The sequence below is a fragment of the Rickettsia endosymbiont of Orchestes rusci genome (assembly GCF_964030945.1).
GTDB lineage: Bacteria > Pseudomonadota > Alphaproteobacteria > Rickettsiales > Rickettsiaceae > Rickettsia.
Genome location: NZ_CAXIQG010000001.1, coordinates 1 through 16331, shown reverse-complemented (window position 1 = coordinate 16331; position 16331 = coordinate 1). Strand labels below are relative to the sequence as shown.

Below are 16331 nucleotides of genomic sequence, written 5' to 3'. Positions count from 1 at the left end.
ATTAAGTAAAAATCGTCATAGCGAGGAGGCATTGTTGCGTGGATACCTGCAACGTCATTGCGAGCCGCTGCAAGCGGCGTGGCAATCCAGAAAATAATAAAATCCCTAGTATTCTTTACTATTTTTTCCTGGATTGCTTCGTCAAAACTACGTTTTTCCTCGCAATGACGATGGAATATTTAAGGATTACCGAATTTAACTTTAATAAGGTTGCTACTGCCAAACCCTTTGCTAAGCTGTTCTTCTTGTAAATTTCTTGCATATTCTGCTTTGTAAATATCACGCCATTTTAGTAACTCTGTCGGACTTAATCGTGATAGACTTCTGCCGCTAATTGAGTAAGAAAGTTGATCACGACTAGCTTTACCTAGTATTGTCGCCTCTAATGCATCTAACACCTGCTTAACGTGACTACGACCGTCGTAAGAATCAAGCAAAGCTAGATTAGGCTTAACGGTAATCTCGCCGCTATCTATAAAATGCTGCTCATCTTCTTTAATTATTTTTGCTTGCCACCAATAAATAGCCGGTTTATATTTGCTAGTTTCTTCAGATGTTAAACGAATGATATAGTGGACTTCCCGGGCTTCCGCTTTAACCTCAAATCTATATTCAAAATTACGAAAGCAATAAATTAACTGCCAACCGTCTTTAGGTGGATAATTAACTATTTCTTTCTGCCACTGCACAGTTTCACCGACTGTAAAGCTTGTAGGTTCAATATTTGCAATAGTCATTTTATTTATTTACCAGTTCTTAACAAAACCGCCTATTCGGGGTTTTCTTAGCGGAATATAGGAAGTAAGTAGCTCTTCTTTTTCTTCTTTAATTTCAGGCTTAGCTTCTTGCATTTTATTTGCCAAAACTTCTAAATTAGGGTTTAAGATATGCAGTGCAGCGAGTGCATAAACTCGGCAGTCTAAGGCTTCGTTACGTCTGCCGCTAGGTTTTTCCCATTTCCTTACCGGAAAACCTTTATTATAACGCGTAACGCACTTTTCAGTCGTTAGCTGCTTAAAATATTGCTCATCATAAATAGCCGGGAAATGGCAGTAGCCGGCTCCCGGTTCAGTGATTTTGAGACGGCTATAAATCATTTCTTTTGCCGTATCGGTACCGATGGAAAATAATTTAACTTTCATTTTATTAGCAATCGAAGGACGGCTTACCAAACCCTTTCCGGTTATAGATGAACCTTTAACGGCAAATATTCTACGTAGCTGTCTTTTTTTGCAGTAGCTATAAACGCTTTGGGTATGATGCCCGCCTGAATCAATACAAACGCAGGCGATGCGTAACTTAACACCGATACTATTTTCTATTTGCCGCTCTAAAATATTATCTAAATCATCCCATACTTGATTTTGCGCCGGATCGCCGTAAATTACTCGATAATCAAGTGACCAGCTTTCTTCTCCTATCCCGAAGCCGACTATTTCCATTTCTAGCCGATCATTTTGTACATCTACGCCGGCAGTAATTATGACAATTTCTTTTGGAATTAAAACGCCCCAATTTTCCTTACGAGAAAGTAAATTAGTCTCATCAACGCTGTCGCCGCTTTCTTCCCATGTCTCACCTAAACTAGTATTTACCCAGGTTTTAAGGGTTTCGGGCATTAGCTTTGCTTTCAGAAACTCACAGGCTATTTTACTCCAACTAACCCATGGGGAATAAAGCTCGCTTAAATGAAAGCCTGCGACATTCCCGCTTATTCCTTCAGCTCGCCACTCGCCATTTTTTAGCATTTGTTGTTTGTCTGTATCTTGCAAAATACAATTATTTATTTCACACACATAATAAGCTTCTTCAGGCTTACCTTCATCCCATTTAACTTGTGACCATTTTAGCGTTTGATACTCATTGCAATACTTGCAAGGTACGTAATAACGCCTTTGATCACTCTGTAAATATGCTTGTTCAATGCGGCTTAAATCTTTGATGGTCGGGGTGGAGGTTAGGACTATTTTACGATTCCAGAAGGTAGTAGCTCTTTTTTTAGCTAGATTAACGGGATCGCCTTCAGCTCCGGCACTTGCCGGATATCGATCAACTTCGTCACAAAGTACTATTCTTACAGGTCTACTGGCAAGCGATGAAGGCGAATTACTGCCTGCCATAGTAATATGACCGCCTGGAAATTTCTTGTATAAAATCTTATTGCCGGAATCTCTACTTCGTGGGTCTTTAACTAAATTCTTAAATACTTCACTGTCCCGTAGCATGGGCGAGAGCCTATCAGTTGACCAGCTTTCCGCTAGCTTCTCGGTCGGTTGCACTACTAGCATCGGTGCGGGGTCTTGGTGAATATGAAACCCCACTATATTATTGATGATTTCCGTTTTACCCACTTGAGCTGAAGACATAACAACAATCATCTCTATTTGCTGATCATTCAACGCATCCATAATAGCTTGTTGATACGGGGCTTTTGCAGTTTTCCAGCTGCCAGGCTCTGCGCTTGCTTCACTTGATAATTTTCGATATCGATCCGCCCACGCTGATACTGTCAACTTCGGCGGTGGTGCTATTATCTTTACTGTCTTCTGGATTATTATCGTATTCTTCACCGCTATAATTGCTTAGTTCTAACAAAGCTGTATGTATTTCTTCCTCTAAAAGCTGAAAAACTGCTGCAAAATCATTATTAAGGGCTACTAACTGCCTGGTTAAATTATTCGGCATGCCAAGCATTCTTGCCCTAAAAGCGAGTAATAGATTCGACCAAGTTAATTCTACTTCAGATACTGCTATATACTTCTCTTCCAATATCTGCACCTCAAGCTCTGCCTTATCTGCTTGGGCTTTTAATAATCGAAGTTTTTGAGTGTATAAGTTACCGGTATTATTATTTTTATTTATTGCTTGTTGTTGTAAATATTTCTCATAACCTCGTATGCAACTTACTAAATCGTATTTACCGTTAACAGGTGCAGGTAATATATTTTCTTTAACTAGCTGCTGAACCCGACGAGTAGTTAAAGTTAACACTTTTGCTATATCAAGTGCTTTGTAGTTAGTAGTACTCATAATCTGAATACAAATTTACTCATTCTTTGAAATAAGTTTTTTTGGCTTTTTATTTCCTGCGAGTAAATAATTTTCTTTACTAATTATTGATTTTCCACTTTTCTTCTCTAGCTCACGTCTAGCATTTCCTGCAACAGTACCACCAGCTTTTGCGGCTGAATAATTTTCCTTAAACCCTTTAGCATCGGTATTACGGCTAATTTCAGTGGTAGATGCCTCTCCAAGCATTGAGAAAATAAGCTCTAAATCGTTCATGTGATCCCGTAAATTTTCTCGCTTTAGCCCTTTATATTCCTTATATTCAGAGGGTTTCATGCCAAAAGCTGCTTTCGTAATTTCAGCAGTTAAGATAGCAAATTCCTTATCTTCTAAAACGCCTCTATTTTTCCATTCGTCTGTTAACTCTTCGCGAATAGCAATGCTCCGCATTCTCTTTTCAATCCAATCTTCGCTATATCCTTTCTCTTTATAAGTATTACGTGAGCGAATACTTGCAAGCTCTGGATCTTCAATTTCTTGAATTCGTTCATAACCAACTTTTGCAAGCCATCGCTTAAATGGTTCAGCCTTAGTAGATGGAATAGATTGAATAATACGAAATAATGATTCTGTATTAGCACAATCTGTTGCACGCATCCTTCCGTCTGGAGCTTCCATTTTCAAGTGTACGATTTTTTCGTACAGTTGGGTAAAGCCTTCTTTTTCTATCAGTTGCTTTTTTAAATCTGACCAATAACGGCGAGGATTAACGCTATCCGTTAGCACTCCTACCACATCAATAACTGAGAACCACCATTCCTCATTATGTAAAATTTTTCTGATAGATTTATCTTTAAAAACTACTAATTTTTGAATTTTATCAATATTATTCATACCAAATGTTTATTTAATTATTTCCTAATTTAAAGATATAATCTAACTAAATAGGTTTTACAACTCTATTAAAAAACTAATTACATTGATACTTATTATACGAAATGCTAAGGTGTCATATTTCGTTTTTTGTTGTTACTGTGCAAACCGAAATCCCTATACTTATAAGTTTTCTAGGCTTTAAATCTTCAGAACGAAGCGAAACGTATATATTTTTCTATCGCTAGGGAAGGTGTGGGGTGGTGAGTTACCCGCAGCCGGAAGCGGCGGGAAGTACCTTTTGTTTTATTTTCTAGTCTCAAATGCAAAGTTAAAACTCTCGGTAAATACTCTATCAAACTGCTTGTTAAACGTTGATACAGCCATGTTCTTAAAGCCGAAGCGGGGTTTTATGTTAGCCTTGGGTGTTAGGCTATATAGACGTTGCAACCGCCGACCGCCAAGCCGTCTGTAAATGGAGTTGCCTAGCTTAAAGATATTCTTATTACCATCTTCTTTCCGTAATGCATTAGAAGCTCTAGCCTTACGTGGTACGTTGCTTGTCGGTATGGCAAGCATACTACCTGAATAAGGCTTTTTTATGCCGCCTTCTTCCTGAATACTAGCAAAATGTGCTCTAGTATAAACTGCAGAACTCCGTACATATTTAGTTGCAAACTCTACTTTAATACCGGTTCTTTGTCTTCTATCCCACCAGTTCCTGCTGTTGTTAAAGATGCGTGGAATAGCCTTGCAGATACGCTCTTGTGATAGCAGAGCTATTTTATTTAAAGCAAGGCTTGTAGCAAACGGCAACTGCTTTTTCTCTAGGTCATTCATATAACGCTCAAGATGTTTGATATTGTTTATTACTGCGATCTCAAAACTCATATTCCAAAACTCATATTCCGAATAGTTCCGCCAGTGATACGGGTTTATATTTAGGGCTGTGTGATAAAGCAGCTATGCCTATTATTACTCCTTCCCCTAAATTACCTGTTTTAGTAATAACAGGCTTAACGTAATGCTTATGCCCTATATAACCCATCATAAAACTTGTCTCACGTTCAGGTGCTGCTTTAATGTAAATAGCATTATTGTTTTCTTTGGCATGCAGTACGACATGTTTATTTTCACAATCCTCAAAGCCGTTATCCTGATCGTTGGAATGTTGAAGCTTGATTTGTATATATCGATCATTATTTAATTCAACCGCAGAAGCTCCTACTAGCACCAAAAAAGTTAAGCTATCAAATCCGGCTGTTGTTATTGGTTCTATATCGTTTTTGTTAGCATTAATTGCTATCGGCGGTAGTAGTTGCTCTAAATCGCTATTGCTGATTTCTTCCTTGATTATTGCCATATTAAACCTTGCCTGTTTCTCTACTAATTTCATTCTTACATACCATTATACTACTCGGTTTTCCTGATAGCAATAGGGTTTTAGAGAATTTAACTTAAAGTTAAGTTAGGTGTTTTACAATTGCCTATCCTCTTAGTAGCTATTTTTTCAAAATTTAACTTTAAGTTAAGCTTTTAGAGCTATTAGGCGACAAATTTTTATAAATCTCAACTAAATCGTCCAGTGCTTCACGTAGCCGCACGCTGCCGGCTCCTTTAATCCATTGCGGTATTTGCTTCAGCTCAAACTGTCGCATCGGTAGCTCATTAAGGCAAAAATGTTCAATGATTTCCTGCGATTTCCTGTTTAGGCTACCGAATACCAGCTTGTGGCTATGCAGTGCGTCAATTTGGCTCTCAAGTCTAGCCGTGTTATAACTGCTTTTTTGCTGCTTTAGCATTTCAACCTTAATCACACTGCCACTAGATTTTAGGTTGAAGGAACGTTCGTAATTACTCACTAACCGATCAGCCGCCCTAAACTGCTCGTAGCTTATGCCTCGACATCTATCAAGCGTGATACCGTTTTTTAAATCTTCAGCATGGCAGCGGTAAAATTTCGCTATCGGTCTTTTGTCGTGTTTTGATATTTCCGTAGCTTTTGATATTTTCATTTTTGCCTCCATGATTTTTTATTGTCGTGTTTTATTTAATTTTCATAAATCACCCCTGCGCGCAAAACCCTAATACTGCGTATAAGGACTTTTATAGTCCTATACTATAAGTATAGGGGGTTATTTTCCAAACTTGAAATACCACCTTTAAACCCTGTTAACTAAAGGCTTTTCAACATACCTAAACTTGATTTTTTTGATACAAGCGATACCTAAACTTGAAACCGCTGTAACCTATTGATTTTCTACAGTTTTTCCAATTCAAGTTTATGTTTAAGTTTAGGTATTTCCGTAAACTTGATTTTTCTTAGTTTTTCCTATAGCTTAGCGTATTTCACGGCTTTTTAGCTATATTTCGATTTTCAAGTTTCGGAAATTTCATAAACTTAAACATAAACTTCAAAACTTCATTTGCATTTTCCTTATCTTATAGCATGTTCCACGGCTTTTAAGCTTTGTTTTGCGACCCTAAACTTAAATTTCATAAAATTTGTTATTACTAGTTTCTTCATCGTAAATTTTCCATATTTTAGAGTTTTCTACCGGATATAATTCCTCGAATTCATGATGTAAATAATGAGTAGGTAAAACTCTTTTAGTTCCTTTTTCTTGGATTAAATGCATGTTTTTAAAACACATTAAACCATAATTAGAGGTACATTTACCAAATACATAATCCATAGTGTTTTTAAAAAACTTAATATAACCTTTCCTAGTTAAAACTTTAATTCTTGCCCTGATGGAGTCTTTACTTCCTAAGCCTTTATCCCCATCAAATGCTTCACAAAAAGCACTAACCGAATAAGCACGTCCGTTATTTGCTTCCTCTTCTAAAATATCCATAATAAGCTGATCTCGGCGGTCTCGTTCGGCATTAAGCCTTGTACTGTAATGTTGATTAATAACCGGTATATTTAAAGGATTAATTTCAACCCATACGCCGTTTTCCTTATTTAACATTTTAGTAGGAATTTCTTTGCCGTTACGCAGCTCAAAAATCAAATGGCGATGCTGATCATTGGTCTCTGATTTGTATAACAAAGCTCCGGTAGTGTAGTAACCTCGCAAGCTACTTGCACCGCTGAACGCTTGGAACGGGTCTTCCTCAAACTGTGTATGTGTTATTTTTTTAGTATGATGAACTAAAATAACGCCGGCATTAGGATTTGTTTTATTTCGGAGTACGTCAATCCTATTTTGCAAAAAAAATATCATTGCCTGGTTTTCATTTTCCGTAGCTCCGTCTCTACCGCCGTCAAAAACATTGCGCAACGGGTCAACTGCTATAATATCGGGAATTATGTTTAATTTTTCCTTAATATGCTCGGCTACGGCATTTGTACCGCTCTCGTCTAACAACACCTTATTACTGTGCGTAGTATATAAATTATCTTGCGCCTTATTTATTAACTCCTTAGATAATTGCATATTTTGTAATCTCTCACGCAAATAATGGTAATCTACCTCGGTCTGAAAATAGAAAATCTTTAGCGGCTTACTAGGCTTGAATCCTAAAAATTCTGCACCTGCCGCTAGATGCACGAATAACGATAATAAAAAATCACTCTTGCCGACTTTTGGCGCACCGCCGAAAACAAATAACCCTCCAGGCGTTAATATACGTGGTGCTATCAAATCTTGCGGCAATTCGCTTTGATCGTTTAAAAAAGCCCTTAGCGAAAAGCTATTAATTATTTTAGTATTGTTAGCAGCTTCTAGTATTTTCCGAGGCTCGCCGTATTTCTGTAAATGCAATTTCCATAAGCCGTTAACTTCTTGTTTTATTTTATCTAACGACCAAGAAGGCACAACGTTAGCAAGATTGTAACTATGTATTTCCTCCAAGGCTTGCGCTTCAGTAATTAGCCCGTCATGGCGGCGCCGCAACCAGTAGCCTATTATCCTGCTTAATCGGTTGAAACGGCTAGCTTCACCGCTGCCGCCTTCATACACTTTGTTTGTCAAAATATCATTAAGAGCTAAAGCAGAGTTATTAAAGTTAGGTAAAGCAATATCATTAATGTTTAGTAAGTTTTTAGTAAAATTCTGGAGATCTAAAGTATTAACGTCAATTAACTTTTTAACTCCCTCTACTAATTCCTCAAGCGTATACTCCATACGACTATAGGACCTAATTTTAACAAGCTTCGCAACTCCGCCTTTGTAATAAACCGAGCCTGCTACCCTAATCGGTTGATGGGCTGACTTAAAGCTTACATCACCGCCCACAGCTAAAGCTATTTTATGCCTTAGCTCTAGCAATTGTTTTAAATCCTCACCGCTCGCAACCTCCATTAATTGCCAATAAACATGCAGCTTAGTATGACCCTCTGCTGTAACACCTCCCGATTCAACAACCATGCTAGCCTTACCTAGTGCATCCTCAAGTAATGCTAACTTGCTTTCGGTATCCCCGTCGTCAATATCGATTAGCAGCACTTGCATTTGTAATATATCGCCGCTAGAAGCTTGCCCGTGTTCTGCAACCACTCCGGGAATTACGTAAAATGCTGTTTGTCGTTGATTTGTTGCCGTCGTGAAGTTAAACGCTTTAACAGCCATATCGTCATTTGCTTCAATCCAAATATTAGCAGGGGGCTTATTAGTTCCGCCCCCTTTCTCTGCAAATGAACGCAACGGAATTAACCCGTCTAAATAACCGAATACCAGCCAAAAATAAGCCTTAATATCGTCTTTTACGGGTAAAATATCACTCACGGCTTAATCCCCCCAGCATTTAGTTTGATAAGGGCATATTTTGCAGTCAAAAACCTCCTTACTACTAAAGCCCCTAGGTAATGTTTCCCCCGCTTCGGTAGCTTTGATAATGTTAACAGCCTTATCGCTCATCCTCTGCGCTAATTCGGCATCAAAGGGGATAAGCTCGGCGTATATTTCCGAGGTATCTTTATTAATAGCGGTAAATAAACAAGGATTTTTAGAGATGTCGGGTATGGTATCCTCCATATAAGCCTGATATAAAGCAATTTGCGCGGCATATACGGGCTTAGACAGCACTAAACCCTTTTTAACAGTTTCCCGCCAGTTTTTGCCGCTCATCGTTTTAACCTCCCATAGCATCGGACAAGGTAACTTTAGCGTCAAGGTCAAAGGTATTCCCGTAATAATCCCGTCGACATGTCCGGCAATCTTACCGTGTGCCGCCTTAAAACCGAATTGCTGCCCGTTTTCGTCTCTAGTATCAAGTCTAAACCCCGAAAATCGTAACCATCTAATGGCTAGTTCCTCGAATACATGCCCCGTTTCAAAAATACGTAAGGTTTGACCGTCAAGGGGGTAGCTCTCGTTATTTTCTGCCGCCATATACTCATATTGCAACGCCCGCGAGCAAGGCACCCCCAAACGAGATGCCCCTAGATATTTACGAATAGCTTGTAGCTCACGCTCCCAAACTAACCATTTATCTATGTTTTTATTTATTTGCTCCGTTACTGTTTGGGAATTAATTTGTGAATTATCGTTTCTATGATTATAATCCAACATAATTACCTCCACGCCGGTATATCGGTGATATCATCCATAAACTTTGCATAATCCTTATGGCTTGGGTCTATAGCAACTTTAATTACATTCTTCTCATTACTAAGCTGATCGGTTTCTATATCAATCTTCGCTACAAACTCCAATCCGTCTAATTCGCTAAAATCGTTAATCTTGCGAGCTTCTTGTGCTGCTATTGAATCATCTTTATTGCTAAAACCTCTGGCAGAATTGAGAATAGAGCGAATAAATCCCCTACCTATCTCGCCCCAGCGGTTATTATTCTTCTCGCTATAAAGTCCGATCATGCTCCAAACTCGGCGTTTAGCATATTCGCCTGACAAAATTGTAAATTCACAATCTAAGTAAACAGCACCGCTTATATCGTTTTTAGTGGCGTAGCCGCCCGTCCAACCGCTTTCGGCATCGTTATAACCGCCGCGTTTTATTCTAAGATTTACCTTGGCTATTGTCCCTTTCGGGATTAAATCAAAGTTTGCTTGATTAGTCGCAGTATTAAAATCGTAATAGCTCATAATGTTACTCCTTAATTAATTGTTGTTTATTTTTAGTTATTGTTGTTACTTGCTGATTTAAATCTTTGTAGATAGGTTTTGTACTTCCCTTAATCTTTGCCATGAGATTACCGAGATGCGGCGGCTCGATCATTTCCAGCTTCCCCGACCGATCTTTAGCAGGGTAGCCGTAAGGGTTTAAAGTGTGGTTGATGAAAGCCCGAGACTCTTTACCTTCAATTTTTACCTGTGCCATAGTTATAACTTGGTCAACTATCCCCGGTAACTCATTGGCGGTTTTGCTGCCGTCTATCTGCAAGCCGAATGTCCGACGATTATATTCGTCTTGCTTCTCTTCCAATATCCCGACAAACCAGGTATTTTTAGCCCTTGCATGCTGTAGATGCGTCAGCCAGGTAATCATTTCTTGACCATGTAAGCCGTACATACTCCGCATGTCCTCCTTGCCGGTTCTCTCGCTAACGGCTTGCGGTTGAGATTTACACCATTGCAAACATAAGCGTCCTGCAACCGTTATGGAGTCAATAAAGATAGTTTCGTATTTATCAATAGCGGCAGAATCCCCGAACCTACGGCAAACATCTTCATAATGTGCTTTGCCATAAATGCCGTTGTCCCTAACAGAAGGATTAGCACCGCCGATAAATACGGCAAAGTCTCTACATTCCTGCCATGTACAGCATAATCCATTAAGATATGGACAGATTATAACAAACAGCATCAAAAAAATGTTCGAAGTCTTTTGCAGTTTTTCTAATTTGATTTTTTAATTTAAACCAATAATGCTCAATTGGATTTAAATCAGGAGAGTAAGTAGGTAAAAATAAAATACTACAACCTACAGATTCTATTAGCTCTTTGACCTTGGAATTCTTATGGAAATTAATATTATCCATAACAACCACTTGACCTTGTTTTAATTCTTTGATCAAAAAATCTTCAACATAACTCTTAAAAATTAGTGTATCACAAGTCCCTTCAAAAACTATTGGAGCTATTATTTTACCATTGCAAAGCCCTGCTATCATACTTACTCTTGTTTTATGTTGGTAAATTTTCTTATCGTAATATCTTTTACCTTTTAGGCTATAACCGTACTCCAAGCATGCATTATCTTCTATTCCGGATTCATCCATAAACACTAAATCTTCTTTTGAAATAGTTTTGATTCTAGCTATAAAATCATTCCTTGCTCCATCGTCCCTTTTGGGGTGCGTAAAAGTTTTTTTTATAACTATATCCTAGTGCTTTTATACCTCGCCAAATTGTCGTTGCTGACCATTTATTTGATATTTTTGCTAATTCTTTTAGGCTTTTATCGGCATTATTATAATGGTACCCAAAAACTAGACAAGAAAATAGAGAAAAGTAGGTATAATATCTCCTAGGAAAAGGAGCAAAAAATGAAAAAACAAGTTAAAAAATATAGCGCAGAAGAAAAAGCAAAAATAGCAATTGAAGCAATATCTGGAGAAATGACTATAGCTCAAATTACCAGCAAATATGGTGTTCACGCTAATCAGATTTATAAATGGAAGAAAGAAGCTTTAGATTTTATGGTTTCTGGATTTAAATCGAAATCTAAACAACAAGATACCGGCCAAGAAGATTTAATTAAATCATTATTTGAGCAAATAGGCCAGTTAACAGTTGAAAGAGACTGGCTCAAAAAAAAATCTAGTATCTTTGGATTTAGAGGTTAGGAAAAAAATGATAAGTTATGCTTCAAAATTAACCATAGCAAGACAATGCGAACTTTTAGATTTAAACCGCTCAAGTTACTATTACCGAACTAGGAATACCTTAGATGATAAGGAGTATAGAGTACTGAACAGAATTGATGAGATTTTTACAGAGCATCCCTATTATGGTACTAGAAGAATGTCTCATGTCCTAAAATCGGAAGGGTTAAATGTTAGTCGTAAGATGATAAGAAAATATTATAAAATACTTGGTATTGAAGCAGTATACCCAAAAATTAATTTAAGCCGTAGGAATCAGGCTCATAAAGTATACCCATATCTATTAAATAATATAGAGGTGGTTTGCTCCAATCAAGTTTACTGTGCAGATATTACTTACATAAGATTAAAGCAAGGTTTTGTATATTTGGTTGCTATAATGGATTGGTATAGTCGTTATATTTTGAGTTGGCGGGTGTCGATTAGTTTAGAAAATGATTTTTGTATTGAAGCTCTAAATGAAGCAATATCTATACATGGCAAGCCTGACATTTTTAATACGGATCAGGGAGTACAGTTTACATCAAAAGATTTTACTCAAATACTTGAGCAACAAGGCATAGCTATTAGTATGGACGGCAAAGGCAGAGCCTTAGATAATGTATTTATTGAACGTTTTTGGAGATCTTTGAAACAAGAGAAGATTTATCGTTTTGATCTTGAAACGGTACGTGAAGCAAAGATAGCTATCAGAGATTATATAGAATTTTATAATAAGCAAAGACCTCATCAATCGCTTGAATATAAGACACCTAAAATGATACATTTTGCAGAAAAACTAGAAAATTACCAAGAGGCTATATGACATAGAAAATGCAAACTTTACTTTGAAAAACCAATACATTAATAAAGGAGAATTACACCTCTAAAATTTAAAAAATTTGTCTAGACAAAGGGTACCACCTCATATTATCTATAAATTCCTTAAACTCCGGCATATTTGTTAGCTTTTTATTATGACCTTTTTGATAGCCTACTCTCGGCTGAATATCTCCTTCTTTCTTTTGAATAGCTTGCCATTTGTATAATGTTTGCCTAGATATATTTAATAACTCCTTAACTTTACTTACTGACTTAACTTTATCTATTAACTCTAATGCTTTTGTTCTTAGTTCGTATGGATATGCTCGGACCATCTCTTTCCTTTTTCGCACATAGATTTACTTATTTTATGCTACTTGTCAATACCTTAATGGATTATGCTATACGAGGTCTAACAGAATCACCTTGCCAGCCTTCTACGGCTAAATCCCCAGCCTCTAAATCAAAGAATAACGTAGTTTCCGCCGGTAGAGTCCAGAGAAGGCTAGTTTTGCCGATGCCGTAACCGCCAAATATACAACCCTTAATCCCTCGTTTTTCTGCTAAACGCTCGTCGGCACTAATAATCGGTAATTTACTCATGGCTTACCCCCCATTCCGACATAAGTTGATCTAGCGTAACTGTTTCAAACTTATCATCATTTAGTTTGGTAAGCTTATAAACAGGGTTGCCGAGTCTAATTATTCTGGCTGGTAGCAGCATTTCCTTAAACACTTGCGGTAAGCTGTTATATTTAGCTTCCGGCACGTGATAATGAACTTCAATATAGTCCGATAACTTTCCACCTCTGGCTAGTATATTGCCGGCAATTTTACTAAGTACGCTTTGCTGCCACTCAACTTTTTTCGGTACGTCGCTAGTTATCTTAAAGCCCTCTTCCTCATAATGAACAACACCGCTATCCTCCTCCAAATAGTTACGTTTATTTTGTATACGCGCTTCATATTTAAGAGCTATTGCCGATTGTAGCCATTGTTTGAGCCGCTTAGCTTTTTCTAGCTCCTCGGTAACTTGTACTAAATGGCGGTGTAAATCTTCAACGTCATATTTTGCTAGTAACCCGATCGGCACCTTTAAAATGTCGATGTCGGTTGTTAGTTCTTTCTTCATGTTTTACCTCTTTTTAAATTAAGTTTTGCAATTACAACATTCCCTAATTTTAAAACCTTTTCAACCCTATTTAACTTTAAGTTAAATTTTAAACCCCGCTTTCCTTAAGGCTTTCAGCGATTCCTCAATACAGAATTTAACTTAAAGTTAAATTTTTCCACAAACCTAAAAATTAGGTGTAACGTAATCATAAATTTAAGTTGTAGACACGTGCGAATATTCAATTTTAGCTCATATTAAAGCTTGCAAAACACGTACCTTGAAAAATATTTTATCTCTGCAATTTATAATTTAAGCAAAGGTATATTTATGAAATTAGAGGAATAGATGTATATAACAGGAACATCACCAAGCAAAATGGCTGAATCAATTGGAGTTTCGCAATCGTACATTCACAAATATTTGCATGAGAAAACAATCCCTAGAGTAGCAATTATGAAAAGAATTTATATAGCTACTTCAGGACTCGTAACTCCAAATGATTTTTATGATTTTGTTTCGGAAAATTCAACTGGAGAATTATTAAAACAATTATTAAAAAAGCTTTATCAAGCATTAAGGATAGAAAGATGAATAACCCAAAGAATCAGAAAACAATATTAGCTCTAGACCTTGGTACAATAACAGGTTGGGCAATAAGTAATAAAGATAGAATTATTAAGTCAGGTACTATAGATTTTAAACCCAACAAATTTGAAGGCGGCGGCATGGTATTTTTACGCTTTAGAAAATGGCTTGTAGATATCAAAAACAGCGAAGACGGCATTGATCTAGTTTTTTTTGAAGCGGTACGGAGTCACAAGGGAATAGATGCCGCTCATAAATACGGCGGCTTTCTTGCTCATCTAACGGCTTTTTGTGAACATCACCAAATAGCTTATAAAGGCGTGCCGGTCGGTACTATCAAGAAACATATCACCGGCAAAGGCAACGCTACTAAATACGCCGTAATCGATGCAAAAGCAAAGGTTTTAGTCCTAATAAAATTTAAGGAGGAAATTATGAAATTATTAACATGGATGAATACTCACAAATTAAAGACGCAGGAAACAGCTAAATTATTTGGCGTAACGTATTCTCATATTTACAAGTACGTATACGATAAATCAATCCCTAAGCCTCCTATTATGCAAAAAATCGCTTGCATTACTTGTGGGGCGGTTACCGCTAATGATTTCAACAATATTACTACTGAAGGGATAGAAAAATATTGGCAGGAACAAGAGGAAAAAAAGGAAACGACAAATAAGGAGGATTAACAACATGGAAAACTATAAAACAATATTAGCGTTAGACCTCGGCACTGTAGCCGGCTGGGCTTTGCACGATAAAAGCGGCGGGATTACCTCCGGCACTATAGATTTTAAACCCAACAAATTTGAAGGCGGCGGGATGGTATTCTTACGCTTTAGGCAATGGCTGGTAGACCTTAAGAACAGTGAAGACGGCTTTGATGAAGTTTATTTTGAAGCGGTACGCAGTCACAAAGGAATAGATGCCGCTCATAAATACGGCGGTTTCGTTGCTCATCTAATGGCCTTTTGTGAACATCATCAAATACCTTATAGAGGTGTGCCGGTCGGTACTATTAAGAAGCATATCACCGGCAAAGGCAACGCTACTAAATATGACGTAATAGAGGCTATTAAGAAAAAAGGATTTAAACCGATTGACGATAACGAAGCCGATAGCTTGGCTTTAATGGATTATGTTTTAGCGAAATACGGAAAGGGAATAACTTTATGAATAAAGAAACAATGAGAGAAAAATTTAATAAGGTAGTACAGAGTATTTACAATGCTTATAACGGCGAAATTACCGAAGACCAAGCACGCCAAGCAGCAAGGAATTTCATTGCATTTTGCCAAAAGCTTATTGAAGTACAAACGAGACTAGAAAAAGAAAAAAACAACAATAAGCAATAAAGGTTAGTTGACTTTTTCGGGGAGTTGAGTATAAAATCATAACTGGAATAGCTGCAAAGCTTTTCTGGGGTTTCAAAGCCTCTATCCTAAGCGGTAGTATCTGCCGTATAAATGATATAAACCCTCGACCCTACGGTCGGGGCGATTTTGGTCATGTTCAGGGTCTAAAGTGCAAACTTTAAACCTAAAAGCCATTATAACTGTCTTAGGCGGTTCTTTGAACTCCCCGACCACCATAAGTTAAATCTGTGGTGGTTAAAATTAAATAGCTTTAAATTTAATCACAACGGGGTAGCCAATATGACAAACACTAAAAAAGCAATAATCTTTCTTAAGCCTCTTTCAAATTCTGCAAGCCGCAAACACCGCCAAAACCTCATTACTGACTACTGCCACCGACATAATTTTACATTGTTAAAAATCATAGAACATAAAGGATCGTTTGATTATCCTATTTTACATAAATTAATTGATGAGATGATGTGCGAGCCTGTCGGATCGGTTACTGCCCTAGTTGAAGATAAATTATTAAATATCCCTCACAGTATAATACTTTTTACAGTACTCGGTACTTTATCACTGACCAAATTAATAAAGGTCGATATGTACCGAAAATCCAGCCAAGAATTAAAACTTTATAACTCGGATTTTCCTCAAAACGACTTGTTAAGCGTTGCTGCGTTTGTTCTTAAATATACCTTGGAATGTTATAAAGGCAAAAATACAAAACAGGAGGTAAAATAATATGAGTAATAAAGCAATAAAAGCAATAATATTGTCAAGGGTATCGTCTAGAG

The 16331-nt window shown here is 37.3% G+C and carries 21 protein-coding genes and 1 pseudogene; 7 read left to right on the top strand and 15 right to left on the bottom strand.

Annotated elements, in window-relative coordinates; genetic code table 11:
* Positions 1–179: 179 nt before the first annotated feature.
* From AAHM91_RS00110 to AAHM91_RS00055, 12 genes and pseudogenes are all read right to left on the bottom strand, one after another.
* Positions 180–737: a hypothetical protein gene (locus tag AAHM91_RS00110; RefSeq protein WP_342269461.1), complete on the bottom strand. Its 558-nt coding sequence runs from the start codon at positions 735–737 to the stop codon at positions 180–182.
* A gap of 9 nt (positions 738–746) precedes the next feature.
* Positions 747–2570, bottom strand: a complete 1824-nt coding sequence (locus AAHM91_RS00105; RefSeq protein WP_342269460.1) for a phage terminase large subunit family protein — start codon at positions 2568–2570, stop codon at positions 747–749.
* Complete coding sequence (locus AAHM91_RS00100) at positions 2467–3030, bottom strand: hypothetical protein (protein WP_342269459.1); 564 nt, start codon at positions 3028–3030, stop codon at positions 2467–2469. The genes AAHM91_RS00105 and AAHM91_RS00100 overlap by 104 nt, the downstream gene beginning before the upstream one ends.
* A gap of 15 nt (positions 3031–3045) precedes the next feature.
* Positions 3046–3903 (bottom strand): BRO-N domain-containing protein, encoded by an 858-nt coding sequence (locus tag AAHM91_RS00095; RefSeq protein WP_342269458.1) that lies wholly within the window; start codon positions 3901–3903, stop codon positions 3046–3048.
* A gap of 285 nt (positions 3904–4188) precedes the next feature.
* Positions 4189–4773: a hypothetical protein gene (locus AAHM91_RS00090; RefSeq protein ID WP_342269457.1), complete on the bottom strand. Its 585-nt coding sequence runs from the start codon at positions 4771–4773 to the stop codon at positions 4189–4191.
* Positions 4774–4783: 10 nt separating this feature from the next.
* Positions 4784–5245 (bottom strand): hypothetical protein, encoded by a 462-nt coding sequence (locus tag AAHM91_RS00085; RefSeq protein WP_342269456.1) that lies wholly within the window; start codon positions 5243–5245, stop codon positions 4784–4786.
* A gap of 160 nt (positions 5246–5405) precedes the next feature.
* Positions 5406–5897 carry a hypothetical protein gene (locus AAHM91_RS00080; protein WP_342269455.1) on the bottom strand — a complete coding sequence of 164 codons (492 nt, stop codon included), beginning with the start codon at positions 5895–5897 and terminating at the stop codon, positions 5406–5408.
* Positions 5898–6371: 474 nt separating this feature from the next.
* Positions 6372–8615: an AAA family ATPase gene (locus tag AAHM91_RS00075; RefSeq protein WP_342269454.1), complete on the bottom strand. Its 2244-nt coding sequence runs from the start codon at positions 8613–8615 to the stop codon at positions 6372–6374.
* Between the two features lie 3 nt (positions 8616–8618).
* Positions 8619–9401: a hypothetical protein gene (locus tag AAHM91_RS00070; protein WP_342269453.1), complete on the bottom strand. Its 783-nt coding sequence runs from the start codon at positions 9399–9401 to the stop codon at positions 8619–8621.
* 2 nt (positions 9402–9403) lie between these two features.
* Positions 9404–9934, bottom strand: a complete 531-nt coding sequence (locus AAHM91_RS00065) for a hypothetical protein (protein ID WP_342269452.1) — start codon at positions 9932–9934, stop codon at positions 9404–9406.
* A gap of 4 nt (positions 9935–9938) precedes the next feature.
* Complete coding sequence (locus AAHM91_RS00060) at positions 9939–10655, bottom strand: ATP-binding protein (RefSeq protein ID WP_342269451.1); 717 nt, start codon at positions 10653–10655, stop codon at positions 9939–9941.
* Positions 10624–11263: pseudogene (locus AAHM91_RS00055) on the bottom strand (IS630 family transposase); the annotation flags it as partial. The gene AAHM91_RS00060 and the pseudogene AAHM91_RS00055, both read right to left, overlap by 32 nt.
* Positions 11264–11337: 74 nt before the next feature.
* Here AAHM91_RS00055 and AAHM91_RS00050 point away from each other — a divergent pair.
* Positions 11338–11637 (top strand): transposase, encoded by a 300-nt coding sequence (locus tag AAHM91_RS00050; RefSeq protein WP_045812944.1) that lies wholly within the window; start codon positions 11338–11340, stop codon positions 11635–11637.
* 7 nt (positions 11638–11644) lie between these two features.
* Positions 11645–12481, top strand: a complete 837-nt coding sequence (locus AAHM91_RS00045; RefSeq protein WP_342269450.1) for an IS3 family transposase — start codon at positions 11645–11647, stop codon at positions 12479–12481.
* A gap of 67 nt (positions 12482–12548) precedes the next feature.
* Here AAHM91_RS00045 and AAHM91_RS00040 read toward each other — a convergent pair whose 3' ends face one another.
* The 3 genes from AAHM91_RS00040 to AAHM91_RS00030 form a co-directional block, all read right to left on the bottom strand.
* Positions 12549–12812 (bottom strand): helix-turn-helix domain-containing protein, encoded by a 264-nt coding sequence (locus tag AAHM91_RS00040; protein WP_342269449.1) that lies wholly within the window; start codon positions 12810–12812, stop codon positions 12549–12551.
* A gap of 61 nt (positions 12813–12873) precedes the next feature.
* Positions 12874–13080 carry an AAA family ATPase gene (locus AAHM91_RS00035; protein WP_342269448.1) on the bottom strand — a complete coding sequence of 69 codons (207 nt, stop codon included), beginning with the start codon at positions 13078–13080 and terminating at the stop codon, positions 12874–12876.
* Positions 13073–13609: a hypothetical protein gene (locus tag AAHM91_RS00030; RefSeq protein ID WP_342269447.1), complete on the bottom strand. Its 537-nt coding sequence runs from the start codon at positions 13607–13609 to the stop codon at positions 13073–13075. Before AAHM91_RS00030 ends, AAHM91_RS00035 begins: the two co-directional genes overlap by 8 nt.
* A 357-nt stretch (positions 13610–13966) precedes the next feature.
* On the opposite strand from AAHM91_RS00030, the gene AAHM91_RS00025 reads away from it, so the two are divergent.
* The 5 genes from AAHM91_RS00025 (at position 13967) to AAHM91_RS00005 (ending at position 16278) form a co-directional block, all read left to right on the top strand.
* Complete coding sequence (locus AAHM91_RS00025; protein ID WP_342269446.1) at positions 13967–14182, top strand: helix-turn-helix domain-containing protein; 216 nt, start codon at positions 13967–13969, stop codon at positions 14180–14182.
* Positions 14179–14868, top strand: a complete 690-nt coding sequence (locus AAHM91_RS00020; RefSeq protein WP_342269445.1) for a crossover junction endodeoxyribonuclease RuvC — start codon at positions 14179–14181, stop codon at positions 14866–14868. The genes AAHM91_RS00025 and AAHM91_RS00020 overlap by 4 nt, the downstream gene beginning before the upstream one ends.
* Before the next feature lie 4 nt (positions 14869–14872).
* A complete protein-coding gene (locus AAHM91_RS00015; RefSeq protein ID WP_342269444.1) occupies positions 14873–15355 on the top strand; it encodes a crossover junction endodeoxyribonuclease RuvC in 483 nt (160 codons plus the stop codon).
* Positions 15352–15534, top strand: a complete 183-nt coding sequence (locus AAHM91_RS00010) for a hypothetical protein (RefSeq protein ID WP_342269443.1) — start codon at positions 15352–15354, stop codon at positions 15532–15534. Before AAHM91_RS00015 ends, AAHM91_RS00010 begins: the two co-directional genes overlap by 4 nt.
* 411 nt (positions 15535–15945) lie before the next feature.
* On the top strand, positions 15946–16278 hold the full coding sequence (locus tag AAHM91_RS00005) for a hypothetical protein (protein WP_342269442.1): 333 nt from the start codon (positions 15946–15948) through the stop codon (positions 16276–16278).
* Positions 16279–16331: the final 53 nt, after the last annotated feature.